The sequence below is a fragment of the Streptomyces incanus genome (genome assembly GCF_042656345.1).
Taxonomy (GTDB): Bacteria; Actinomycetota; Actinomycetes; order Streptomycetales; family Streptomycetaceae; genus Streptomyces; species Streptomyces incanus.
This window is the reverse complement of record NZ_JBHSPC010000014.1, coordinates 166,714-191,007: the sequence shown is the minus strand read 5'-3', so window position 1 is coordinate 191,007 and position 24,294 is coordinate 166,714. Positions and strand designations below refer to the sequence as shown.

Here is a 24,294-nt window from a genome sequence, read left to right as displayed (position 1 = left end):
CAGCGGATACCGGGCCAGCACCGCGTCCACCTCCGGCGTCAACCCCGCCGCCAGCCGGGACGAGGCCGGACGCCGTGCGTCGCGCAGCGCGTCCACGGCGGTGAGGAGAGCGGCCCGCCGGTCCGGTTCCGGGACCTGGGCCGCCGCCCGTTCGTGGAGCCGGGCGCCCTCCTCCAGCACCAGTTCCGTGTCGATCCCCGCCGGAATCTTGATCCGCGCGTGGTGCCGCCAGGTGGTGATCGGATCCCCCCACGCCTCGACGGTGTACGTCCAGTGCCCCGTCTCCCCGGCGGTGACGGTGGCCCCCCAGCGGTCGGTACCGGGCGCCAGCTCCCGCATCGGCGTGAACGGCCCCCGCCGGCCCTCGGGGTCGGTCAGGACGACATGGGCGGCCACCGCGTCATGTCCCTCACGGAACACGGTCGCCGTCACCTCGAACGTCTCCCCGACGACCGCCTTCGCCGGCCGCCGCCCCTCGCGGACCATCGGCCGGACGTCGAGGACGGGGATACGGCCCACGGAGGTGGCGGAGACGTCGCTTGCGGGGATGGCGCTCACGGTGCTCGCTCCCGCAACGGGTGACGGTGCGGGCGACGGTGCGGGCGACGGATGTCCGCCCTTGCCGCCCGGCCGGACGGGAGGTGTTCCGGAACCGCGTTTCGCGGACGGGCGCGGGCCGGGCTTCGGGGGCGCCCCGGAACCGGCCCGCGCCGGTGTGGTGGAACCGGGCGCCGATGGCGTCTCTGCGGTGTCGGGCTTCGGAGGAGATGACGAAGGGTGCTTGGCGGGCATGACCGCTCCTGTCCGCGTCAACGTAGGTGGGCGGATGACTGTGGGGAGGTGGGTCCTGCGTGGCTGCGTGCTGCTGCGTGATGCTCCGTCGTGTTCCGTGTGCACGGCGGTGTTCCTGAGGGGTGTACCGAAGGAGCCTTCCCACCCTATTCGGGTGAGCAATCCGACACTTTGTTAACTACTCGCGCGTATGTCGACACACAAGACCGGCCCCGCCCGGGCAAGGCGGAGCCGGTCCCCGACGGGCCCGCTCCCACGCCGCCGTCCGACAGCCCCTTCAGGGCGCCGGCGTCCGCAACAGCCGGTCCGGCGAGCCGAGTCCGCGGCCGCTCACCTTCCCGGTCGTCGCCTCTTCGACCAGGGCACTCGCCACTTGCGCCGGGGTCGCCCGCCGGTGCCCGGCGAGATACAGCGCGGCCGCGCCCGCCGCGTGCGGGGACGCCATCGACGTACCCGAGGCGGCGACCCGCCCGGTGTCGCTCGTGGCGGCTGCCGAGGTGATAGTGACCCCGGGGGCGAACAGGTCGACGGCCGAACCGTAGTTGGAAAAGGCCGGTTTCTTGTCCTGCCGGTCGGTCGCGCCCACCGTGATCGCCTGTGTGACCCCCGCGGGCGAGTACAGCGCGGCCGCCCTGCCCTCATTGCCCGCGGCGACCGTGTAGCTGACGCCGGACGCGATGGAGGCGCGGACGGCGGCGTTCAACTGCGCGTTGTGGAAGCCGCCGAGACTGAGGTTGGCGACCGCGGGCTTCCTCGCGTTCCGGGTCACCCAGTCGATGCCCGCGATCACCTGGGCCGTGGTGCCCGAACCCGCGTCGTCCAGCACGCGGACGGAGACGATCCGGGCCCGCTTCGCGACGCCGTACGTCTTCCCCGCGACGATGCCGGCCACATGGGTGCCGTGGCCGTTGCCGTCCTGGGCGGTCCGGTCGTTCTGGACGAAGTCCCAGCCGTGCCGAGCCCGGCCGCCGAATTCCCGGTGCGAGATCCGGACACCGGTGTCGATGATGTAGACCGTCACCCCGGCACCCGCCGTGTCCGGCGAGGCGTACCGCTTGTTCAGCGGCAGGTTCCGCTGGTCGATCCGGTCCAGTCCCCAGGGCGGCGGGTTCTTCCACGTGCCGACCCGGGTCACCCGGGTCACCCGGGTGTCCTGGGTGACCGAGGAGACCCGGGGGTCGGCCGCGAGCCGCGCCGCCTGTCTCGCGTCCGCCCGGATGGCGTAGCCGTTCAGTACCGTGCCGTAGGTGTGGCTGATTCTCGCCCCGTAGCGTGCGGCGAGATCTCGGCCCGCCGCCGAGCGGGCCGCGGTCCCCTCCTTCAGTGTCACCAGGTAGCTGCCTGCCACGGAGCCGGGTGCTCCGGCGCCGGATATCCGCCCCATGGGCGCGGCGTGCGCGGGCAGGGTCGCGGCCGAAACCGTCGCGGCGCACAGGATCGCCGTCATGGTCGCCGCCATGCCCCCCGCCCGGCGCAGACGCCGCGTTCGCGTCCGTGCCATGGTCCGAGTTCCCCTCCTCGACTAGGGCCCGGCGTTTGGATCATGCCGCAGACGCGGGGTCTGGCACGTACTCCCCCCCCAGCTCTTCGAGCAGGGGGCCCCAGCCGCGTTGTCGTCACTCGCCGACTCCCTCACTCTCGGCTTCTCCCCCACTCTCGGCTCCGCTCGAGCGGGGGGACCCCCATGAGCGGAAGGGGCCCCATCGCTCCGCGTCGGCTCCCTCCGCCGTGCGGCTGCACGCACCAGACCCCGCTCACCGCACTGCCGAGGCACCGTCACCTCCCTGCGACCTGATCCACACGACAGGCCAGGCGTACGGCGCCGCGGGCCGGGGTGTACCCGGCGCGGGCCGGCACGCCACCGTGGCAGCGTCTCGTGCGGAACGAAGTGCCACAAGGAGGCCTACGGGTAGGGAATCGGCCATATCCGCCATGCGGTGAATCGTTTGGGCGAGGGCACGCCGGGACCGGGGTGTCCGACTTCCGCCGTGGATGCCGTTTCCGCCGGTAGTGTCGTGCGGGACGACCGGACGCACACTGCCGTCCCTCCGCACCGCGACTCGCGCCGAGGTGGAATTTGAAGGCGATCCGTCGATTCACCGTCCGACCCGTTCTCCCCGACCCCCTCCGGCCCCTCAGTGACCTGGCCCGCAATCTGCGCTGGTCCTGGCACGCGCCGACCGGCGACCTCTTCCAGTCCGTCGACCCCGAATGCTGGGCCGCCTGCGGTCGCGACCCCGTACGGCTGCTGGGCAGCGTGGGGCCCGAGCGGCTCACCGAGCTGGCCGGCGACCGCGCGTTCCTGGGCCGCCTCGACGCGGCCGCGGACGGCCTGCACACGTACATGACCGGCGACCGCTGGTACCAGACCCAGTCCGGCACCCGGCCGCAGAGCAGCCAACTGCCCATCGCCATCGCCTACTTCTCCCCGGAGTTCGGCATCACGGCCGCCCTGCCGCAGTACTCCGGCGGGCTCGGCATCCTGGCCGGCGACCATCTCAAGGCCGCCAGCGACCTCGGTGTCCCGCTGATCGGCGTCGGCCTGCTCTACCGACACGGTTACTTCCGCCAGACCCTGTCCCGGGACGGCTGGCAGCAGGAGCACTATCCCGTCCTCGACCCCAACGAGCTGCCCCTCGTCCAGCTCAAGGAGCCCGACTCCACGCCCGCCCTGGTGAGCCTCGCGCTGCCCGGCGGCCGGTCGCTGCGCGCCCGGATCTGGCTGGCCCAGGTGGGCAGGGTCCCCCTGCTCCTGCTGGACTCCGACGTCGAGGAGAACGACCTCCGTGAACGCGGCGTCACCGACCGGCTCTACGGCGGCGGAAGCGAGCACCGGCTGCTCCAGGAGATGCTGCTCGGCATAGGGGGTGTGCGGGCGGTGCGCGCGTACTGCCGGCTCACCGGGCACGCGGCACCCGAGGTGTTCCACACCAACGAGGGCCACGCCGGGTTCCTCGGTCTGGAGCGCATCGCCGAACTGGGCTCCGAAGGGCTGGAGTTCGATGCCGCCCTGGAGGCCGTCCGGGCCGGGACCGTGTTCACCACGCACACCCCCGTACCGGCCGGCATCGACCGCTTCGACCGCGACCTGGTCGCCCGCCACTTCGGCCCCGCCGCCGAACTGCCGGGCATCGACGTCGACCGCGTCATCGGGCTGGGCAGGGAGACGTACCCCGGCGGCGAGCCCGGCCTGTTCAACATGGCCGTGATGGGCCTGCGCCTCGCCCAGCGCGCCAACGGCGTGTCCCTGCTGCACGGCAGCGTCAGCCGCGAGATGTTCGCCGGGCTCTGGCCCGGATTCGACCCCGAGGAGGTGCCCATCACCTCCGTGACCAACGGGGTGCACGCGCCCACCTGGGTCGCCCCCGAGGTGCTCCGGCTCGGCGCCCGGCAGATCGGTGCCGAGCGCGCCGAGGAGGCACTGACCGTCGGTGGCTCGGACCGCTGGGACTCGGTCGCGGACATCCCGGACGAGGACATCTGGGAGCTGCGCCGGTCCCTGCGCACCCTGCTGGTGATGGAGGTGCGGGAGCGGCTGCGCGCCTCCTGGCGGCAGCGCGGTGCCGGGACGGCGGAGCTGGGCTGGATCGACCGGGTGCTCGACCCGGACGTGCTGACCATCGGCTTCGCCCGGCGGGTCCCCTCGTACAAGCGGCTGACGCTGATGCTGCAGGACCGGGACCGGCTGATGAATCTGCTGCTGCACCCCGAGCGGCCGGTGCAGATCGTGGTCGCGGGCAAGGCGCACCCTGCGGACGAGGGCGGCAAGCGGCTCATCCAGGAGCTGGTCCGGTTCGCCGACGACCCCCGGGTGCGGCACCGGATCGTTTTCCTGCCCGACTACGGCATGGCGATGGCGCAGAAGCTCTACCCCGGCTGCGACATCTGGCTGAACAATCCGCTGCGGCCGCTGGAGGCGTGCGGTACCAGCGGCATGAAGGCCGCCCTCAACGGCTGCCTCAACCTCTCGGTGCTGGACGGCTGGTGGGACGAGTGGTTCCAGCCCGACTTCGGCTGGGCCGTCCCCACCGCGGACGGGGCGGGTACTGACCCGGACCGGCGCGACGCCATAGAGGCCGCCGCGCTGTACGACCTGCTGGAGCAGCGGATCACCCCGCGCTTCTACGAGCGGGGCGAGAGCGGGCTGCCGGACCGGTGGCTGGAGATGGTCCGGCACACCCTGAGTCTGCTCGGCCCGAAGGTGCTGGCCGGCCGTATGGTCCGCGAGTACGTCGAGCGCCTGTACGCGCCCGCCGCCGCCGGCCACCGCGCGATGGACCCGGACGCCGCGCGGGACCTCGCCCGGTGGAAGACCCGGGTGCGCGCCGCCTGGCACGGCGTGACCGTCGACCATGTCGAGACGTCGGAGGCGACGGGCACGGCGGAACTCGGCACCACCCTCGGGCTGCGGGTACGCGTCGGCCTAGGCGACCTCGGCCCGGACGACGTCGAGGTCCAGGCGGTCTCCGGGCGGGTGGACGAGGAGGACCGCATCGCCGACGCGACCCCCGTGCCGCTGAAGCCGGTGGGCGCCGCCGACCTGGAGGGCCGCTGGGTGTACGAGGGCCCGCTCTCCCTGGACCGCACCGGGCCGTTCGGCTACACGGTCCGTATCCTGCCCAGCCACCGGCTGCTGGCGCAGGGCACGGAACCGGGCCTGGTCGCGGTCCCCTCGGAGGACGTCCTGGGGGCCGCCGGGTTACTGATGCGGTGAGGCGGCGGTAGCGGGCGGAGGAAGCAGGGCCTGTCCGGCGGATCAAGTCGGAGGATGCCGACGGCACCTTGTCAGCGTGGGTGAGCGGGGGCCGGTGCGTCCGGCGGCGAGGCGGAGGGGGCGCCGACGCGATGGGGTCCCCCTGCTCCGGGCTCCGGGGCACCTCCCAGCGGTAGCCGGGGGAGGAGCCGGGAGCTCGGGGGAGTCGGCGACGACCGACGACGACGTCGCCGGGGCCCCTGCTCGAAGAGCGTGGAGGGAGAGCCTGCCGGCCGCCCGCGTCCCCGGCATGATCCGCCGGACAGGCACCAAGGGCCTCAGAACTCCTTGAGGCCCTTCGTCGCGAGGCGGCGCAGGACCGTGCCGCAGCGGCGGGCGTAGGCCTGCTGCAGCCCGCGCGCGGCCGGGCCGGCCGCACGGGCGTACCACCTGGCCGGCCTGCTGAACGCCGAGACGGTCAGCCACACCGTTCCGTCACCGGTGCGGTCCACGACGAAGGACTCCTCGCCGCACTCCGGATGACCGGGCAGCGTGCCGTACGCCCAGCCGGCCTTGCGGTACTCCTCCACCGTCCAGACCACCCGGCAGGGTGCCCGGATTACTCCGGCGAGCGTGACGGTGACGTCGACGCCGGGCGCCGCGCGGTCGGCGGAGGTGTCGAACCCGACCCCCAGGGCCCGGTGCAGCTCCCAGGTGAGGACCGCCTCCGAGCCCTGCCGGAAGACCGCCTCGCCCTCGCCGAGCCGGGTGCGGAAGTGCAGGGGATGGAATCCGGGAGGGCAAAAACCCGGCTCGCGGGTCGCGCCGACATGGTCGTAGGTGAAGTCCGCCGAAGACATGGGACCCAAGGGTAGGGCGGTCCGCGGAACCGGTGACACCGGGGCGCCCGCACCGGAGTCCTACCCTCCGGTGCGGGCGCCCTTTCACCGCGTACGGCGAACCTGCGGCCTGCGGCCTACGGGAGGGCGGGCATCCGGCCACTGAGGCGGCCGGTGTCCCGGGCCGCCCGACCGCCCGGTCCCGCGTCCTCAGCCACTGGAGCGGGCGCCGACGTTGACGGCGGCCCAGGCGTTCTGCACCGCCTTGTACTCGGCGCTGCTCGTGCCGTACAGCTCACCGGTCGCCGCCAGGGAGCCGGTGCGGGCGCTCGCGTAGTTGGTGGTCGAGGTGAACTTGGTGGTCAGTGCGCGGAACCAGATCTTCTCCGCCTTGGCCCGGCCGATGCCGGTGACCGGCAGGCCGTCCGAGGTGGGCGAGTTGTAGCTGACGCCGTTGACGGTCTTGGTGCCGCTGCCCTCGCTCAGCAGGTAGAAGAAGTGGTTCGCGGGGCCCGAGGAGTAGTGCACGTTGATCGAGCCGATCCCGGAGTACCAGGCGTCCTTGGACGAGCCGTCCTTGCTCGGCTTGTCCATGTAGCGCAACGGGGTGCCGTTGCCGTTGATGTTTATCTTTTCGCCGATGAGGTAGTCACCGACGTCGGAGGAGTTGGCCGCGTAGAACTCCACGGTCGAGCCGAAGATGTCGCTGGTCGCCTCGTTGAGGCCGCCGGACTCTCCGCTGTAGACGAGGCCCGCGGTGTTCGAGGTGAGGCCGTGGGTCATCTCGTGCGCGGCGACGTCGATCGAGGTCAGCGGTTTGGCGTTGCCCGCTCCGTCGCCGTAGGTCATGCAGAAGCAGCTGTCCGACCAGAAGGCGTTGACGTAGTTGTTGCCGTAGTGGACCCGGGAGTAGGCGCCCACGCCGTTGCCGCGGATGCCGGTGCGGCCGTGCACGTTCTTGTAGTAGTCCCAGGTCAGCGCGGCCCCGTACTGGGCGTCGGCGGCGGCCGACTCCGCGTTGGAGGGGCTGCCGTTGCCCCAGACGTCGTCGGGGCCGGAGAACAGGGTGCCGGTGCCCGAGGTGCCGCGGTTCAGGTTGTACGTCTTGTGCCCGCCGCGCGCGCCGTCGGTGAGGTTGTACGTCGACCCGGACTGGGTGGAGTTCAGGGTGACGGTGCCGCTGTAGACGGTGTTGCCGGTCGCGTTCTCGATGGCCTGCCACTCGTACAGCTTCTCGCCCGTGGTGGCGTCGGTGATGACGTGCAGCTCCTGCGGGGTGCCGTCGTGCTGGAGCCCACCGACGACCGTCTCGTACGCCACCGTGGGGGTGCCGCTCGCGGCCCAGATCACCTTGCGCGGGGCGCCGTCCACGTCGGGGCTCTTGGCGTCCTCGGCCTTCGCGGCGGACAGCGCCTGCTGCTCCGCCTTGGCGGTGGACACCTTGGCCGTGGTCGTGGCGGGCTTCACCTCGGTCCGGGTGGCCTTGACGACCGAATCGGCCTCGCCGGGGCTGTCGCCCTGCACGACCAGGTCGCCGCCGAGGACGGGCAGGCCGTCGTAGGTGCGCTCGTAGCGGACGTGGACGGTGCCGTCCCGGTCCTTGAGGACGTCACGGACGACGAGTTTCTCCTTCGCGCCCAGACCGAGCTCCGCGGCGGTGTCCGCCGTGGTGGCGGTCGCCTCGCGGATCAGCTCGGCGCGCTGGGCGGGGGTGAGCCGGACCGACTCCGCGGCGGGCTTCGCCTGTCCGGCGGCCGTCGGTGCGGAGTCCGGGGCCGCGGTGGCGCTGCCGGCCTGCACGGCCGTGGCGACCAGGGCGGCGACCCCGGCGAGGGCGACGGCCGCGGTACGGCGGCGCGTCGTGGCGAGGGGGGTGCGTCTGTGGGAAGACCTGCTTCTCAACACTGACTCCTTCTGCGCGGCCGCGGGTTGTGCGGCCAGGGGAGACCGGCCGACTGGTGAGCCGGCCGGGCAGAACAGGGCAGTACGCGGTACCACGTGCTGCTGTGCTGGAGCGGTGGCCGAGGCACGACGGTTCGGTGGCACTGTGGGGTTGCCGTGCGGGGGCCGTGGGAAGAGTGGCAGGAGACCGCAGTTCCTGTCAGGAGCGCGTCAGGAAAATGGCCGGAAACCGTTCGTTGTGCGGGGGCCAGGGTTCGGTATACGAACGGATTGGTGTGCGAGGACGCGGGGCGGGCGGGGCACGGTGGGGGGATCAATCGCCGACGGGCATGAGGCGCGTGACATCGACGGATCCCTCCCCGGTCCGCGGCTCGGGGACGGGCGCCCGGAGGACCGTCGGCGCGGCGAACGTGGCGAGGACCGCGAGCGCGCCGGCACGGCCGGTGGCCCAGCGGGCCCGGGACCGGGCCGGATCCTCCACCAGGACCTCGGTGAGCCAGGCCGCCATGCCGGACACGGCGAGAACGACGGCCGTGCGGGGCGGGCCCGCCAGGCCGAGACGGTCCTCGTCGAGCAGCGGGCAAACCGGCCAGCGCCACAGGCGGAGGCTGTACGAAGGACGTCCGAGCCGGCGCGGCACGGGGTGGCCGGCCCCCGGCCCGGCGGGCTGTGCGGCGAGTGCGCGAGGCAGTCGATGGGCAGGGCGGCGGCCAGGGGGTGGAGGAACGGCCCACCGCGGAACAGGGGCGGGGTGCCCTGCCTGTCGGCCAGTGCCCGGTACACACCGATCCCGCAGGCCAGGACCGAGCTCCCCGGCGGATGACGGACCCGCCGGCGCGGGCGAGCAGGCGTACCGCCCCACCGCCCCACCGCCGGCCATCGGGCTACGGGCGGTCCGGCCGGCTTCCGTGCCACGAGTGCCAGAGCGCCGCGTACGCCCCGCCCGCCGCCACCAGGGTCTCGTGCGTGCCGAGTTCGGTCAGCCGGCCGTCCTCCATCACCGCCACGCGGTCCGCGTCGTGCGCGGTGTGCAGCCGGTGCGCGATCGCGATGACGGTGCGTCCCGCGAGGACGGCGGCCAGCGCACGCTCGGTGTGGCGCGCGGTCGTCGGGTCGAGCAGGGCGGTCGCCTCGTCGAGGACCAGCGTGTGCGGATCCGCCAGCACCACCCGGGCCAGAGCCAGTTGCTGGGCCTGGGAGCCGTCCGGGGCGTAACCGTCCTGCCCCAGCCAGGTGTCCAGACCCTCCGGCAGCTCCCGCACCCATGTGTCGGCGCCCACCGCGGTCAACGCGGCCCACAACGCACCGTCCTGAGCGCCCGGTTCGGCGATGCGCAGATTGTCGCGCACCGAACCGAGAAACACGTGGTGCTCCTGAGTGACCAGCACGACCTGCCGGCGCAGCAGATCCGGGTCCAGCCGGGCCACGGGTGCTCCGCCCACCGTCACCGTCCCTGCGGTCGGCGCGTCCACGCCCGCGAGCAGCCGGCTCAGCGTGGTCTTGCCCGCGCCGGACGGCCCCACCACGGCCAGCCGCTCACCCGGCCGCACCGTCAGATCGACCCCGCGCAGTACCTCGGCGCCCCCGTCGTAGGCGTAGCGCACACCGGTCACGTCGATGCGGTCACCGGCCGGATCCGGAACGTCGCCGTGCCCCGCCGCGCGCGGCACCCTCGCCAGCCCTTCCACCCGGGCGAACGAGGCACCGCTGCTCTGCAGTTGCTCGATCCGCATCAGCACCTCGTCCAGCGGCCCGCTCAACTGCAGCAGATACAGGGCGGCGCTCACCACCGCGCCCAGGCTCACCGTGCCCCGCCCGTGCAGCGCCCCGCCGATCAGGAGTACGCCGGCCACCGGGACGGCGTACGAGACCTCCACCACCGGGAAGAACACCGTCCGCAGGAACAGGGTGTGGAACCGGGCGCGCCGGGCGGTCTCCAGCGCCTCCCGGCTCGCCCGGACCCGCTGCCGCCGGAGCCCGAACGCCTCCACCGTGCGCGCCCCCGCCGCCGTCGCCGCGACGATCTCCGCCACATCCGAGACGGCCGCGCCCTCGGCGAGGTATCCGGCGCGGGCCCGGCGCAGATACCAGCGCAGCACGAACCCGATCGGGGCGAGCCCCAGCACGCCAAGGGCGCCCAGCAAGGGGTCCACCAGGAAGACCGCCGCCATGACAAACACCGACTGCACCCCGTTGACCAGCAGCGACGGCCCGGCGTCGCGCAGGGTGGTGCCCACGACAGTCACATCGGCCGTGCCCCGCGCCGTCAGGTCCCCGGTGCCGGCCCGCTCCACCACCGACGAGGGCAGCGCCAGCGCCCGGTCCACGAAGCCCTCCCGGACCCGCGCCAGCGTTCGCTCCCCGAAGCGGTGCCCCACATAACGGCCCCAGCGGGCCAGCAGCAACTGCCCGACCGCGCACAGCAGGATGACCGGTGCCAGCCGGTCCACCACGCTCACCCCGCCCCCGTCGCGCACCCCGTCGATGATCCGTCCCAGCAGCCACGGCCCGGCCAGCCCCGCCAGAGCGGCCAGCGCGTTCAGGGCCAGCACCGCGGCGAAGGCCCGTCCGTCCGCCTTCACCAGCGCCACGGCCGCCCGGCGCACCTCGGCGGGCTCGGCGACCGGCAGTCGTCCTCGGCTCACCGCACTACCTCCTCACCGGCTTCCTCGGCGGACCGCCCGGCTGATTCCCCGGCGGACCGCCCCGTTGATTCCCCGACGGTGTCCCTGGCCACCAACGCCCGGTATCCGGGCTCACGGTCGAGGAGTTCGCGGTGGCTGCCGGTGGCGGCCACCTTGCCGTCCACCAGGAAGTGCACCTGGTCGACGCGGTCCAGCATCAGCGGCGAAGTGGACGTCACCACCGTCGTACGGCCCCGGCGCACCGCGCGCAGCCCCTCGGCGACCGCGGCCTCGGTGTGCGCGTCGAGCGCCGAGGTGGGTTCGATGGCCAGCAGCACCTCGGGATCGGACAGCACCGCACGTGCCAGCCGCACGCGTTGCCGCTGTCCCCCGGAGAGACTGCGGCCCTGGGCGGACACCGCCGAGTCCAGACCGTCGGGCAGGCCCCGCACGATGTCGTCGGCGGCGGCCGCGTGCAAGGCGTGCAGGACGTCCGCGTCCTCAGCCGCACGGCGGCCGGCCACCACCTCACGCAGCGGACCGGCGAACAGATCGGCCTCGTGGTCGGCGACCAGAATCCGTTCCCGGACCTCGGCGAGCGCGATCGCGTCCAGCCGCCGCCCGCCCCAGGTGGCCGACGACGGCACGTACCGGCCGAGCCGGTCCACCACGCCGACCGCGTCGGCCGGGCGCGCCGCGGCGAGCGCGGTCAGCCGGCCCGGCAGCACCCGCGTCCCCGACCCGGGGTCGTACAGCACCGACGGTTCGGCGGGCGCGGCGGCCTCGCCGGTGTCGGCCGGTGGTTCCAGCCGGAGGAACGCCGCCACCCGCCGGGCGGCCACCACACCCCGGCTCAGCTGGTAACCGCACTCGATCAGGAACATCACCGGCCACACCAGCACGGCCACGTAGCCGTACACCGACACCAGCTCGCCCACGCTGATCTGCCCCTGGGCGGCCAGCCGGGCGGCGATCCAGGTCACCCCCGCCAGAAACAGCATGGGAAGGCCGGCACCGAGCGCCTGCATCCAGCTGGTCACCGCACCGACCCGGTAGCCCTGTTCGCGCAACCGCTGCGAGTCCCGCCGGAACGCCTCCGCCATCAGGCCCTTGCCGCCGAGCCCGCTCAGTACCCGCAGCCCACCCGCCAGATCCCCGATCCGCGCGGTCAGCACGCCCTGCCGCTCCCGGTACTCCGTCTCCGTCCCCTGCAACCGTCCCGCCAACGGCCCCACCACGAGGGCGATCACCGGCACCCCGAGCAGCACGACCAGCGCCAGCAGCGGCGACACCGACAGCAGCAGGCCGGCCACCACCCCGTAGGCCACGACCGCGCCCACTCCGGGCCCGACGACGGTGAGCGACTGGCTGATCAACTGCACGTCACCGACCCCGATGGTGACGACCTCTCCGGCCCCGGTGGCGCGCGACAGCGAGGAACCGAGCCGCACCGTCTGCCCGACGACCACCTTCACCGTGCGGAAGTGGGCGTCCATCCGCACCCGGGTCATCGTGCGGTGCCGCATGATGCCGAGCCAGGAGTTGACCCCGTTCACCGCGAACAGGGCCCCCGTCCAGAGAGCCAGGGCCCCCATGTCACCCGGTTCGAGTCCCTCGTCCACCGCCCGGGACATCAGATACGGCGTCGCCGCCAGCAGCACCATCCACACGCTGGCGAACACCGCCCCCGCCGCACACCGGCCCGGCTGCCGCAGGACCAGCCACCACAGATAGCGGGCCCCGCCCCGGCCGTCGGGCGTGCCGGGGTCCCCGTACGCGTCGATCATCCACTTACCCCCTGCGCTGCCGCGCCTATGCCAGACTGTCCCGCCACGCCCGGTGCAGGTCCGCGAAGCGGCCCGTGCCCGCGACGAGTTCGGCCGGGGTGCCGTCCTCCACGATCCGGCCGTGCTCCATCACCAGGACGCGGTCCGCGATCTCCACGGTGGACAGACGGTGGGCGATCACCACCGCCGTACGGCCTCGCAGCACCGTCGTCATCGCGCGCTGCACCGCCCGCTCGCCGGGGATGTCCAGCGAACTGGTCGCCTCGTCCAGGATCAGTACGGCGGGATCGGCGAGCAACGCCCTCGCGAACGCCACGAGCTGGCGCTGACCGGCCGAGATGCGGCCGCCCCGCTTGCGTACGTCGGTGTCGTAGCCGTCCGGGAGGGCACTGATGAAGTCGTGCGCGCCGATCTCCTTCGCCGCCTGCTCGATCTCCGCGCGGTCGGCCTCCGGACGGCCGAGGGCGATGTTCTCGGCGACCGTGCCGGAGAACAGGAACGCCTCCTGTGTCACCATGACGACCCCGCGCCGCAGTTCGGGCCCCGGCAGGTCGCGCAGGTCGACGCCGTCGAGCAGGACCCGGCCGTCGGTGGGGTCGTAGAAGCGGGCGAGCAGCTTCGCCAGCGTGGATTTGCCCGCGCCGGTCGAGCCGACCACCGCGACGGTCTGCCCGGCGGGGAGCGTCAGGTCGAAACGGGGCAGCACCTCGCCACCGGTGCGGTACGCGAACCGGACCCCGTCGAAGACGACCTCGCGCCCCGGATGCTCCGACCGCCGCTCCGGCAGTTCACGGGGGGACGCCGGCTCCGGCACGGACGGGACCTGGGCCAGCAGGCCGGCGATCTTCTCCAGCGAGGCCGCCGCCGACTGGTACGCGTTGAGGAACATGCCCAGCCGGTCGATCGGGTCGTACAGGCGCCGCAGATACAGCACCGCCGCCGCCAGCACACCGAGCGCGAGCGTCCCGTCCGCCACCCGGTAGGCGCCCCACAGCACGGCCAGCGCGACCGTCGTGTTGGCGGTCACCCGCGAGCCGACGACATAGCGGGCCATCTCGAGCAGCGCGTCGCCGTTGGTCCGCTCGTGCCGCCGGTTCAGCTCCCGGAACGCGGCGTCGTTGACGGCCTCGCGGCGGAAGGCACGCACCGGGCGGATGCCGTTCATCGTCTCGACGAACTTCACGATCACCGCGGCGATCGCTGTCGAGCGCAGCCGGAACACCCGGTGCGCCCGCCGCTGGTACGACCGCACCATCAGGTACAGCGGCAGGAAGGACGCCACCGCGACGGCGCCGAGCCCCAGGTCCAGCCAGAGCAGCAGCGCCGAGATGTAGACGCAGGACACGACGACCGTCACCAGCTGCTGCAGGCCCTCCTCCAGCAGCTCCCGCAGCGACTCGACGTCCGTGGTGGAGCGGGAGATGAGCCGGCCCGAGGTGTAGCGCTCGTGGAAGTCGACGCTGAGCGCCTGCGCGTGCCGGAAGATCCGGCCGCGCAGATCCAGCAGCACGTCCTGGCTGACCCGCGCGGAGACGCCGATGAACGCGTACTGCAGCACACCGCCCGCCGCCGCGCACAGCAGATAACCCACCGCGACCGCGATCAGCGGCCCGTGGTCGGCGGACCGGAACGCGGGCACGCCCCGGTCGATCGCGTACGCCACCAGCAGCGGGCCCGCCTGCACCGCCGCCTGCTGGAGCAGCAGCAGAACCACCGTGAGCGCGACCCGGCGGCGCATCGGCGTCAGCAGGGAACGCAGCAGGACGCCGGTGGCGTCCGGGGGAGTGGGCAGCACGTCCCGGTCGAACGGATCGCCGGCCTGCGGGGTCCGCGGCTCGTCGTCCTTGCCGTCCTCGTCGCGGGCGGGTGCGGTGGGAGCCGCCGTCATCGCTGGTCCTCCTGTTCCGCCTGTTCCGTCACCGGGTCGCCGGCCATCAGGTGGGCGTACTCGGCGTTGGTGCGCAGCAGTTCGTGGTGGGTGCCGACCGCCCTGATCCGGCCGCCGGACAGCAGGGCGACGCGGTCGGCCAGCAGGACCGTGGACGGGCGGTGTGCCACGATCAGGGCCGTGGTGTCGACGAGCACCCGGCGCAGGGCGGCCTCGACCGCGGCCTCCGTGTGCACGTCCAGCGCGGACAGCGGGTCGTCCAGCACCAGGAAGTCGGGCCGGCCGGCCACCGCGCGGGCCAGCGCGAGGCGCTGCCGTTGCCCGCCGGAGAGGCTCAGCCCCTGCTCGCCGACCTGGGTCCGCGAGCCCTGCGGCAGCGCGTGCACGAAGTCGGCCTGCGCCACGCCGAGCGCCCGCTCCAGTTCGCCCTCCCCGGCGGTGGCGCCGGCGCCCATCAGCACGTTCTCCGCCACCTCGGCCGAGAACAGGGTCGGCTCCTCGAACGCGACGGAGACCCTGCGCCGCAGCTCCTCGCGCGACAGCGCGGTGATGTCCGTGCCGTCGAGGGTGATCCGCCCCGAGGTCGCCTCGTGCAGCCGGGGGACCAGGGCGGTGAGCGTGGTCTTGCCACTGCCGGTCGTGCCGACCAGGGCCATGGACTCGCCGGGACGGATGTGCAGGTCGACGCGGTCCAGGACGGGTGGAGAACCGGGAGGGGCGTCGGGGTAGCGGAAGGTGACGCCGTGGAAGCGCAGCCCTTCGCCGCCCTCGGCGACGGTGACCCGCGTGCGGTCGGGCCCCGGTCGCTCCTCCTCGGCGTCCATCACCTCGAAGTACCGCTGGGTCGCCGTCGCCGTCTCCTGGCTCAGCGCCAGCAGGAAGCCGATCGACTCCACGGGCCAGCGCAGCGCGAGGGCCGTCGACAGGAACGCCACCAGAGTGCCCGCGGACAGGTCCCCGTCGGCCACTCGTACGGTCCCCAGCACCAGCGCCCCGCCGATCGCCAGTTCCGGCAGCGTGGTGATGACGGTCATGATCATGGCCAGCAGCCGGGCCTTGCGCAGCTCCGTCCCGCGCAGTTCCTTCGACAGCTTCCGGAACGCCTTCGCCTGACTGCGGTGCCGTCCGAACCCCTTGATGACCCGGATGCCGAGCACGCTCTCCTCGACGACCGTCGTCAGATCGCCGATCTGGTCCTGGGCGAGCCGTGACGCACTGCTGTACCGCCTCTCGAAGGCCGCGCAGATGGCCGCCACCGGCAGGGTGGGAATCAGGATCACCAGCCCCAGAACCCAGTCCTGGACCAGCATGATGACCACGCCGACCAGAATGGTCACCCCGTTGGCCAGCAGGAACACCAGGGGGAAGGCCAGGAACATCCGGACCAGCATCAGATCCGTGGTTCCCCGGGACAGCAGCTGACCCGACGGCCACCGGTCGTGAAAGGCCACCGGCAGCCGCTGCAGATGCCGGTACAGGTCCGCCCGCATTCCCGCCTCGACCCCCGCCAGCGGACGCGCCACCAGCCACCGCCGCAGACCGAACAGCAGCGCCTCCGCCAGTCCGAGCAGCAGCAGGTACAACGCGCCGAGCCACACACCCGCCGGATCCCGCTCCGCGACCGGGCCGTCCACGATCCACTTAAGGACCAGCGGGAAGACCAGGCTGACGCAGGAGGCGATCACCGCGACGACGGCGGCGGTCACCAGCCGCGTCCGCGCGGGCCGCACGTACGGCCACAGGCGCAGCAACGTACGGACGGTGGTGCGGCGTTCGGAGGGCGGGCCGGGCTCGGAGAGCGAACCGGGCCCGGAGGCTGAAAGGGGTTCGGGGGGTGGGGGTGTCGTGGCCATCAGCAGCGAGCCTACGGATCGCCACCCGGCGCTGCCCACCGAGTTTTGGCCGGACCCCGCTGGTCCGCAGGACCTACGCCCGCCGCCCGACCCCGTCGACGTGCCCGCACGCGACCTGCGTCGTACCCCCCTCTCCCCCGAAGTCGTACCACTCCATCAGCCGATCGGTTGATGCGGCTTCGAGCGCTTCGGCCGATGTACGGGGAGCCCGTGCACGGCGACGCTGATGCCATGCCTGTCATCGAAGTCACCGAGCTGCGCAAGTCCTACGGGGGCCGGACCGTCGTGGACGGTGTCTCCTTCGCCGTGGAGGAGGGCGAGATCTTCGGCGTCCTCGGCCCCAACGGCGCCGGCAAGACGACCACCGTCGAATGCGTCGAGGGCCTGCGGGTCCCGGACTCCGGCCGGATCCGCGTCACCGGCCTCGACCCCGTCACCGATCACGACGCGGTCGCCGGCGTGCTCGGCGCCCAGCTCCAACGGAGTGAACTCCAGGCCAAGCTCACCGTCCGTGAGGCACTCGAGCTGTACGCCGCGTTCTACCCGCGCCCCGCCGACTGGCGGCCCCTGGCCGAACGCCTCGGGCTCACCCCGCACCTGACCAGCCGCTTCGGCAAGCTCTCCGGCGGGCAGAAGCAGCGCCTGTCGATCGCGCTCGCCCTCATCGGCGACCCCCGGATCGTCGTCCTCGACGAACTCACCACCGGCCTGGACCCGCGCGCCCGCCGCGACACCTGGGAACTCATCGAGGACATCCGTGCGAACGGCGTCACCGTCCTGCTCGTCACCCACTTCATGGAGGAGGCCCAGCGGCTCTGCGACCGGATCGCGGTGATCGACAAGGGCCGGGTGGCCGCCCTGGACACCCCGGCCGGTCTGATCCGCCGCTCGGCGGGAGCCACCGTCATCAGCTTCACGCCCTCCGTGCCCCTGGACGACCGCGACCTGAACGGCCTGCCCGCCCTCGTCTCGATCGAGCACCGGGACGGCCGCGTCACCCTGTCCGGCACGGACGAGACCGTCAACGCGGTCATCACCCTCCTCGCCCGCACCCACGTCACCGCCCACCAGCTCCGGGTCACCGACGCCACGCTGGACGACGCGTTCCTGGACCTGACGGGGGAGAAGGACCCGACGAAGAACCGGCGGGCGGACGCCACCGGCACCGACCGCCCCGACACCACCGAGGAGGTACCGGCGTGACCGGTCCCGTCCCCCGCGCCGCCGTCCTGAACGCCGCCGTCCTGCGGACCGAGATCCGTCTCTTCCGCCGTGAACCCGGTGGAATCTTCTGGGTCCTGCTGTTCCCCACCCTCCTGCTGGCGATCCTCGGCTCCATCCCCTCCTTCCGCGAGGCCGACCCGTCCTTCGGAGGACTGCGCCCGGTGGACGCGTACGTCCCGGTCGCCGTGCTGCTCGGGCTGATCGTCGGCGGGGTGCAGGGCATGCCGCAGACCCTCACCGCCTACCGCGAGCACGGCATCCTGCGCCGGATGGCCACCACCCCCGTACGGGCCACCGCGCTGCTCGGCGCGCAGATGCTGGTGTACGGCGGGGCCGCCCTGCTCTCGGCGCTGCTCTCGCTCGCCGTCGGCCGGATCGCCTTCGACGTACCGCTGCCGCGCCAGCCCTTCGGCTACCTCCTCGCGCTGCTCCTGGCCGTGGCCGCCGCCCTCGCCCTGGGCGCCGTGCTCTCCGCGCTGTCCCGCACGGCGAAGATCGCGGGAGCGGTGGGCTCCGCCGCGCTGTTCCCGGCGATGTTCTGCGCGGGTGTGTGGCTGCCGGTGCAGGCCATGCCGGACCTGCTCGCCGACATCGTCGGCTGGACCCCGTTCGGCGCCGCCGCCGAAGCACTGAACCAGGCCGCCGCCGGCAACTGGCCCGGCTGGATCCACCTGGCCGTCCTGGCGGCCTGGACGGTGCTGCTGACGGCCGCCGCCGCGCGCTGGTTCCGCTGGGAGTGAGGGCGCGGGTGCGAACGCGTACGAGGATGACGGCATGACGACGGACGGTACGACGGCGGACGGTATGGTCGAGCGGCGGTGGGCGGTGTTCCACCGCTGGGGGCCGTACATCCTGCTCGCGGCCGGCACCATACTCTCGCTGTCCGCCGCCGACGCGATCGGCATGACCGACGCCGAGCGGCGGCTGAGCGGCGTACTGGTCGTCGTGGCCGTCGTCCTCCAACTGGCCTGGGGCAGGGCGGAACACCGACGTCCCGGACCGACCACCGAGAGCGCCTGCTACTACACCGCCCGCTGGGCCGTCGGGTTCGTGCTCACCTGGATGAACCCCCTGTTCGCCTTCTACGCGGCCATCGGCTACTTCGGCGCCGCCCACCAGCTCCCCAGGCGCCTGGTCAAGCCGGGCCTCATCGCCACCGCGGTGACCGCGGCGGGCTCGCAGTCGGGCGGGCTGCCGCCGGGCGACGGCCTGGGCTGGCTGCTCTTCGGTGCGATCCTCCTGGTCAACGCCCTGCTGGTGGCCCTCTTCGCCCACTTCGGCGACCTGGAGGAGGAGCGCGTCCGGACGCAGACCGAGACCATCGCCGAACTGGAGCGCACCAACGCCGCGTTGCAGCAGGCCCTCGACGAGAACGCCGCCCTGCACACCCAACTCCTCGTCCAGGCACGGGAGGCGGGCGTCGCCGACGAGCGCCGGCGGCTGGCCGCCGAGATCCACGACACCCTCGCCCAGGGCCTCACCGGCATCATCGCCCAGCTCCAGGTGGTGGCGGGCACGACGGACCCCGACCTGGTCCGCGTCCACGCGGGCCGGGCCACCGACCTGGCCCGCGAGAGCCTCGGCGAGGCCCGCCGCTCCGTGCACAACCTCGCCCCGGTCGCCCTCGACGGTGACGGGCTGCCGCAGGCCCTGGAGAAGACGGTCACCGAATGGGGCGAACGCACCGGCGCCCGCGCCGACTTCACGGTCACCGGCACCGCCGAGCCCCTGCACGAGGAGGTCGCGGCCACGCTGCTGCGGATCGCCCAGGAGGCCCTGTCCAACGCCTCCCGGCATGCCGTGGCCACCCGGGTCGGCGCCACGCTCTCCTACATCGGCGACGAGGTCACCCTCGACATCCGCGACGACGGCCGCGGCTTCGACCCGCGCGTGCGCCCCGCCCGCACCGGCAGCGGCGGCTTCGGCCTCGACGGCATGCGCGCCCGCGCCGAACGCATCGCGGGCTCCCTCACCGTGGAGTCCGAACCCGGACACGGGACGGCGGTGTCGGCTCGCGTACCGTTGGTGCGCCATGACTGACGCAGACACCCCGACCGTCTCGGTCCTGATCGCCGACGACCATCCCGTCGTACGGGACGGCCTGCGCGGCATGTTCGAGTCCGCGCCCGGCTTCCGCGTCCTCGGCGAGGCGGCGAACGGCGTCGAGGCGCTGGAGCGGGCCGCCGCCCTGGACCCGGACGTCGTCCTCATGGACCTGCGCATGCCGGGCGGTTCGGGCGTGGACGCCATCCGGGAGCTGACCCGTCGGGGCGCGCGGGCCAAGGTGCTCGTCCTCACCACCTACGACACCGACTCCGACACCCTGCCCGCGATCGAGGCGGGCGCGACCGGCTATCTGCTGAAGGACGCGCCGCGTGAGGAACTGTTCACGGCCGTACGGGCGGCCGCCGAGGGCCGCACGGTCCTCTCCCCGGCGGTGGCCTCCCGCCTGGTCTCCGCGGTCCGCGCCCCCGCCGCCGAACCGCTGTCCGCACCCCTGTCCGCGCGGGAGCGCGAGGTCCTCGCCCTGGTCGCCCGGGGTACCTCCAACCGCGAGATCGCCCGCGAACTCTTCATCAGCGAGGCGACCGTGAAGACCCACCTCACCCACCTGTACGCCAAACTCGGCGTCAAGGACCGCGCCGCGGCCGTGGCGGTCGCCTACGAACGCGGCATCCTCGGCCGGCCGGGCGCCGGCTGAGCGGCGGTCCGGTGCCCGGCCGGTGCCGCGTCAGCCGACAGCCCGCATCAGCAGCACCGTTCGTCCCCCCACCGTGACCGTCGTGTCCGCCGGGTGGGTCGTGGCCGGCGGGGACTCCTGGTCCTCCCGGCCGGTGTCGACGACCACCTCGTAGCGCCGGGCCCATGGCGGGCCCGGAAGGAGGACGTCCGCCGGTTCGTCACCGGCGTGGAGGATCGCGAGGAAGCTGTCGTCGAGGACACGTTCCCCGCGCTCGTCCCGGTCCGGGATGTCCCGGCCGGAGAGGTACATGCCGAGGGTGGCGGTGGGCGCGTACCAGTCCTCCTCGGTCATCTCGGTGCCCCGCGCGGTGAACCAGGCCAGGTCGCGCAGCCCGTCGCCGCCGTGGGCACGCCCGGAGTAGAAGGTCCGGCGGCGCAGCACCGGATGGCGGCGGCGCAGGGCGATCAGCCGGGACGTGAGGTCGAACAGGGCCTGCCAGCCCGGTTCCGCGAGCAGCTCCCAGTCCACCCAGCCGGTCTCGTTGTCCTGGCAGTAGGCGTTGTTGTTGCCGTACTGGGTGCGCCCCATCTCGTCACCGGCGACCAGCATCGGCACGCCCGTGGACAGCAACAGCGTGGCCAGCAGGTTGCGCAGCTGCCGCCGCCGCAGGGCCAGGACGCCCGGGTCGTCGGTCTCCCCCTCGGCGCCGCAGTTCCAGGAGCGGTTGTCGTCCGTGCCGTCCCGGTTGCCCTCGCCGTTGGCCTCGTTGTGCTTGCGCTCGTACGACACGAGGTCGCGCAGGGTGAACCCGTCGTGCGCGGTGACGAAGTTGACCGAGGCGTACGGGCGCCGTCCGCCCCAGTCGTAGAGGTCGCTCGAACCGGAGAGCCGGTAGCCGATCTCCCGCAGGTCCGCCGCTCCGGGCCGCCAGAAGTCCCGTACGGCGTCGCGGTAGCGGTCGTTCCACTCCGACCACAGCGGCGGGAACGCTCCCACCCGGTAGCCGCCGGGGCCCACGTCCCACGGCTCGGCGATCAGTTTCACCCCGCGCAGCACCGGGTCCTGGGCGATCACCGAGAGAAACGGGGCGAGCATGTCGACGTCGTCCGCCTCCCCGGTACGGGCCAGCGCCGCTGCCAGGTCGAAGCGGAAGCCGTCGACGCCCATCTCGGTCACCCAGTAGCGCAGCGAGTCCGTGATCAGGCGCAGCGCCTGCGGCTGGACGACGTCCAGGGTGTTGCCGCAGCCGGTGTGGTCGGCGTACCGGCGGGCGTCGGCCCGGAGCCGGTAGTGGCCGCGGTTGTCGATGCCCTTCAGGGACAGGGTGGGGCCCAGTTCGTTCGCCTCGGCGGTGTGGTTGTACACCACGTCGAGGACGACCTCGATGCCCGCCGCGTGCAGCGCGCGCACCATCCGCTTGAACTCGCCGACCTGCTGCCCGCCCGTCCCCGAGGCCGCGTAGCCCGCGTGCGGGGCGAACCAGCCGACGGAGTTGTAGCCCCAGTGGTTGCGCAGCCCCCGCCGCAGCAGATGGTCCTCGTGCGCGAACTGGTGCACCGGCAGCAGTTCCACGGCCGTCACCCCGAGCCGCACCAGATGCTCGATCGCGGCAGGATGAGCCAGCCCCGCGTACGTGCCGCGCAGTTCCCCGGGGATGCCGGGGTGCCGCTGCGTGAACCCCTTGACGTGCAGTTCGTACAGGACCGTGTCCGCCCACGGCGTCCCGGGCCGGCGGTCGTCGGCCCGGTCGTCGTCATCGTGGACGACGACGCCTTTCGGGACGTACGGGGCGGAGTCCCGGTCGTCGCGCACGGTGTCCGCGACATGCTGCTCCGGCCAGTCCCGGACATGCCCGTACACCTGGGGCGGCAGGCCGAACGTGCCGTAGTCGCCGTCCACCGCGCGGGCGTACGGGTCGAGCAGCAGCTTCGCCGGATTCCAGCGGGCGCCGGTCCACGGATCCCAGCGGCCGTGCACCCGGTAGCCGTAGCGCGTGCCGGGCAGGACGCCCGGTACGAAGCCGTGCCAGACCCCGTCCGTCAGCTCGGTGAGCCGGGCGCGGCTCTCCCCGCCGCGCTCGTCGAACAGGCACAGTTCGACGCCCTCGGCGCCCCCCGCCCACAGTGCGAAACCGGTCCCCGCCGCCCCGTCCGGGCCGGTCCGGACGTGGGCACCCAGCGGGGCGGCCGGGCCGGGCCACACCGGCACCGCCTCCGGCGGAGGCGCAGCCGCCCGCACGCCGTTCACGGCGACGGCCGGGCGCCCGTCGCCGGTGACCCGGTCCCCGGTCACCGCCTCCTGCCCGGCCACCGCCTCCTGCTCGGCTGCGCTGGACACCTGTCAGCCTCCCCGCGGCTCATCATGGGACGACGGCGGGCAGGGGAGTGCGGCCGCCCGGTTCCCCGGGCGTTCCTCGGCTCCGGCCGCGGCTCCCCGACGCGTCGTCCTCTCCACAGTTCTGCCCAAAGCGTGCCGCGCACTCACGTTTCCCCGGGTGCACCCTGACGTTCCCCGGGGGCGCACCCTCGCGTTGCCCCCGGGCGGGGGCGCACACGCGTGTCCCTTTGGGGGCGCAGGGGACATGGCCGGGCGGAGACGACTTGTTCCCGGGGGGACGCATGGTCGTTTCCCACGGTGGGCACCGTCGTTGGGTAGCGCGTGAGCCACGTACAAGGGCGCGCACGGCGCGCGAGGGCCGCACTGGCCGCCGCAATGACAGGGGCAGGATTGCTGGCCGGGGCCGTCGGCTGTACCTCGGACGGCCCCATCGCAGGGGCGTTCGGCCCCCCGGGGCCCGAGGAGGTGATCCGGGTCGTGCCCGCCGACGCCGGCAAGGAGGTGCGCCCCGACCGGGCGCTACGGGTGTGGGTGTCCGAGGGCCGGCTGGAGTCGGTGGAGGTCGTCCGGTCCCAGGACGCACGGGAGACCCCGGTCCCCGGCCGGATCTCCGCCGACGGGCAGACCTGGAAGCCCGACGACGAACGGCTCGCGCTGGCCGCGAAGTACACGGTCGACGCCGTCGCCCTGGACGACGACGGGCGCCGCTCGGCCCGCCGGACCACCTTCACGACATACGTCCCCGAGCAGCGCTTCATCGGCTACGTCGCCCCGGAGGACCGTTCCGTCGTCGGCACGGGGATGATCGTCTCCCTGGCGTTCAACCGCGAGATCGTCCACCGCGCGGCGGTCGAACGCGCCGTCCGCGTCACCTCCCGCCCGGCCGTCGACATCCGCCCGCACTGGTTCGGCAAGGAACGCCTCGACTTCCGGCCCGAGACGTACTGGAAGCCCGGCACCGAGGTCACCGTCGAACTGAACCTGCGGGACGTCGAGGGCGCACCCGGCCTCTACGGACTCCAGCACCGCACGTTCTCCTTCACCGTCGGCCGCGGCCAGGCCTCGGTGGTCGACGCGTCCCGGCACACCATGGAGGTACGACGGGACGGCGAGGTGCTCGCCACGGTGCCGGTCACGGCCGGGGCGCCGAAGACCCCCACGTACAACGGGAAGATGGTGATCACCGAGATGCTCGAGGTCACCCGGATGGACAGCCGCACGGTCGGCTTCGGCGGAGAGTACGACATCCCCGACGTCCCGCACGCCATCCGCCTGACCGACTCCGGCACCTTCCTGCACGGCAACTACTGGGCCGAGGAGGATGTCTTCGGCGACATCAACGTCAGCCACGGGTGCGTGGGCCTGCGCGATGTGAAGGGCGGCGGCGCGGGCACCCCGGCGGGCTGGTTCTTCGACCGCAGTCTCGTCGGCGACGTCGTCGAGGTGGTCAACAGCAAGGACCGGACGGTCGCTCCGGACAACGGCCTCGGCGGCTGGAACATGTCCTGGGAGGAGTGGACGAAGGGCGGCGCCGTGAAGTGAACCCGACGCCCTGAAACGTCCTCACGCGCGGATGGCCGAAAGGGCGTCCAGGTTGTGCTCCGTGGGCCGGTGGAGTTTGGAACGGAACGGTGACACACCGGCCGCGTCCAACCCTCCTGGCCTGTGGTTA

The 24,294-nt window shown here is 73.1% G+C and carries 16 protein-coding genes; 6 read left to right on the top strand and 10 right to left on the bottom strand.

Annotated features, from left to right (window positions below):
- Both ACFP2V_RS05735 and ACFP2V_RS05730 read right to left on the bottom strand, forming a co-directional pair.
- The coding region (locus tag ACFP2V_RS05735) for a maltotransferase domain-containing protein (RefSeq protein WP_381206387.1) at positions 1–792 on the bottom strand (792 nt) is incomplete at its 3' end.
- Between the two features lie 277 nt (positions 793–1,069).
- Positions 1,070–2,293, bottom strand: coding sequence for a S8 family peptidase (locus tag ACFP2V_RS05730; RefSeq protein ID WP_381206384.1), 1,224 nt, complete (start codon positions 2,291–2,293; stop codon positions 1,070–1,072).
- A 576-nt stretch (positions 2,294–2,869) separates the two neighbouring features.
- On the opposite strand from ACFP2V_RS05730, the gene ACFP2V_RS05725 reads away from it, so the two are divergent.
- A complete protein-coding gene (locus ACFP2V_RS05725; protein WP_381206382.1) occupies positions 2,870–5,506 on the top strand; it encodes a glycosyltransferase family 1 protein in 2,637 nt (878 codons plus the stop codon).
- A gap of 317 nt (positions 5,507–5,823) precedes the next feature.
- On the opposite strand, the gene ACFP2V_RS05720 is transcribed toward ACFP2V_RS05725, so the two are convergent.
- The 7 genes from ACFP2V_RS05720 to ACFP2V_RS05690 form a co-directional block, all read right to left on the bottom strand.
- The gene (locus tag ACFP2V_RS05720; protein ID WP_381206379.1) at positions 5,824–6,345 is read right to left on the bottom strand and encodes a DUF1990 family protein; all 522 of its coding nucleotides are present in this window, start codon (positions 6,343–6,345) and stop codon (positions 5,824–5,826) included.
- 189 nt (positions 6,346–6,534) lie between these two features.
- Positions 6,535–8,226 (bottom strand): M4 family metallopeptidase, encoded by a 1,692-nt coding sequence (locus tag ACFP2V_RS05715; RefSeq protein WP_381206376.1) that lies wholly within the window; start codon positions 8,224–8,226, stop codon positions 6,535–6,537.
- A gap of 313 nt (positions 8,227–8,539) precedes the next feature.
- Positions 8,540–8,866 carry a hypothetical protein gene (locus ACFP2V_RS05710; protein ID WP_381206373.1) on the bottom strand — a complete coding sequence of 109 codons (327 nt, stop codon included), beginning with the start codon at positions 8,864–8,866 and terminating at the stop codon, positions 8,540–8,542.
- 244 nt (positions 8,867–9,110) lie between these two features.
- The gene (locus tag ACFP2V_RS05705; RefSeq protein WP_381206370.1) at positions 9,111–10,871 is read right to left on the bottom strand and encodes an ABC transporter ATP-binding protein; all 1,761 of its coding nucleotides are present in this window, start codon (positions 10,869–10,871) and stop codon (positions 9,111–9,113) included.
- Positions 10,868–12,637: an ABC transporter transmembrane domain-containing protein gene (locus ACFP2V_RS05700; RefSeq protein ID WP_381206367.1), complete on the bottom strand. Its 1,770-nt coding sequence runs from the start codon at positions 12,635–12,637 to the stop codon at positions 10,868–10,870. Before ACFP2V_RS05700 ends, ACFP2V_RS05705 begins: the two co-directional genes overlap by 4 nt.
- Positions 12,638–12,662: 25 nt before the next feature.
- A complete protein-coding gene (locus tag ACFP2V_RS05695) occupies positions 12,663–14,525 on the bottom strand; it encodes an ABC transporter ATP-binding protein (RefSeq protein ID WP_381206364.1) in 1,863 nt (620 codons plus the stop codon).
- Complete coding sequence (locus ACFP2V_RS05690) at positions 14,522–16,378, bottom strand: ABC transporter ATP-binding protein (RefSeq protein ID WP_381206361.1); 1,857 nt, start codon at positions 16,376–16,378, stop codon at positions 14,522–14,524. The genes ACFP2V_RS05695 and ACFP2V_RS05690 overlap by 4 nt, the downstream gene beginning before the upstream one ends.
- A 231-nt stretch (positions 16,379–16,609) precedes the next feature.
- Between ACFP2V_RS05690 and ACFP2V_RS05685 the strand changes: the two genes are divergently transcribed.
- From ACFP2V_RS05685 to ACFP2V_RS05670, 4 genes are read left to right on the top strand one after another with little or no spacing between them, the layout of a single operon-like run.
- Entirely contained in the window at positions 16,610–17,581 is a 972-nt protein-coding gene (locus tag ACFP2V_RS05685) for an ABC transporter ATP-binding protein (RefSeq protein ID WP_381206358.1), read from the top strand.
- 26 nt (positions 17,582–17,607) lie between these two features.
- Entirely contained in the window at positions 17,608–18,342 is a 735-nt protein-coding gene (locus tag ACFP2V_RS05680; protein ID WP_381206404.1) for an ABC transporter permease, read from the top strand.
- Positions 18,343–18,376: 34 nt separating this feature from the next.
- Positions 18,377–19,642, top strand: a complete 1,266-nt coding sequence (locus tag ACFP2V_RS05675; RefSeq protein ID WP_381206355.1) for a sensor histidine kinase — start codon at positions 18,377–18,379, stop codon at positions 19,640–19,642.
- Positions 19,635–20,303 carry a response regulator gene (locus ACFP2V_RS05670; protein ID WP_381206352.1) on the top strand — a complete coding sequence of 223 codons (669 nt, stop codon included), beginning with the start codon at positions 19,635–19,637 and terminating at the stop codon, positions 20,301–20,303. Before ACFP2V_RS05675 ends, ACFP2V_RS05670 begins: the two co-directional genes overlap by 8 nt.
- Positions 20,304–20,333: 30 nt before the next feature.
- On the opposite strand, the gene glgX is transcribed toward ACFP2V_RS05670, so the two are convergent.
- On the bottom strand, positions 20,334–22,622 hold the full coding sequence (gene glgX, locus ACFP2V_RS05665) for a glycogen debranching protein GlgX (protein ID WP_381206348.1): 2,289 nt from the start codon (positions 22,620–22,622) through the stop codon (positions 20,334–20,336).
- A gap of 321 nt (positions 22,623–22,943) precedes the next feature.
- Between glgX and ACFP2V_RS05660 the strand changes: the two genes are divergently transcribed.
- A complete protein-coding gene (locus ACFP2V_RS05660) occupies positions 22,944–24,164 on the top strand; it encodes a L,D-transpeptidase (protein WP_381206345.1) in 1,221 nt (406 codons plus the stop codon).
- The last annotated feature ends 130 nt before the right edge of the window (positions 24,165–24,294 follow it).

What these genes read in the sequence shown, in the direction of transcription:
- ACFP2V_RS05730 (WP_381206384.1), bottom strand. Translation starts at nt 2,293, where the DNA reads ATGGCACGGACGCGAACGCGGCGTCTGCGCCGGGCGGGGGGCATGGCG.
- ACFP2V_RS05720 (WP_381206379.1), bottom strand. Translation starts at nt 6,345, where the DNA reads ATGTCTTCGGCGGACTTCACCTACGACCATGTCGGCGCGACCCGCGAG.
- ACFP2V_RS05700 (WP_381206367.1), bottom strand. Translation starts at nt 12,637, where the DNA reads ATGATCGACGCGTACGGGGACCCCGGCACGCCCGACGGCCGGGGCGGG.
- ACFP2V_RS05695 (WP_381206364.1), bottom strand. Translation starts at nt 14,525, where the DNA reads ATGACGGCGGCTCCCACCGCACCCGCCCGCGACGAGGACGGCAAGGAC.
- ACFP2V_RS05690 (WP_381206361.1), bottom strand. Translation starts at nt 16,378, where the DNA reads ATGGCCACGACACCCCCACCCCCCGAACCCCTTTCAGCCTCCGGGCCC.
- ACFP2V_RS05685 (WP_381206358.1), top strand. Translation starts at nt 16,610, where the DNA reads ATGCCTGTCATCGAAGTCACCGAGCTGCGCAAGTCCTACGGGGGCCGG.
- ACFP2V_RS05675 (WP_381206355.1), top strand. Translation starts at nt 18,377, where the DNA reads ATGACGACGGACGGTACGACGGCGGACGGTATGGTCGAGCGGCGGTGG.
- ACFP2V_RS05670 (WP_381206352.1), top strand. Translation starts at nt 19,635, where the DNA reads ATGACTGACGCAGACACCCCGACCGTCTCGGTCCTGATCGCCGACGAC.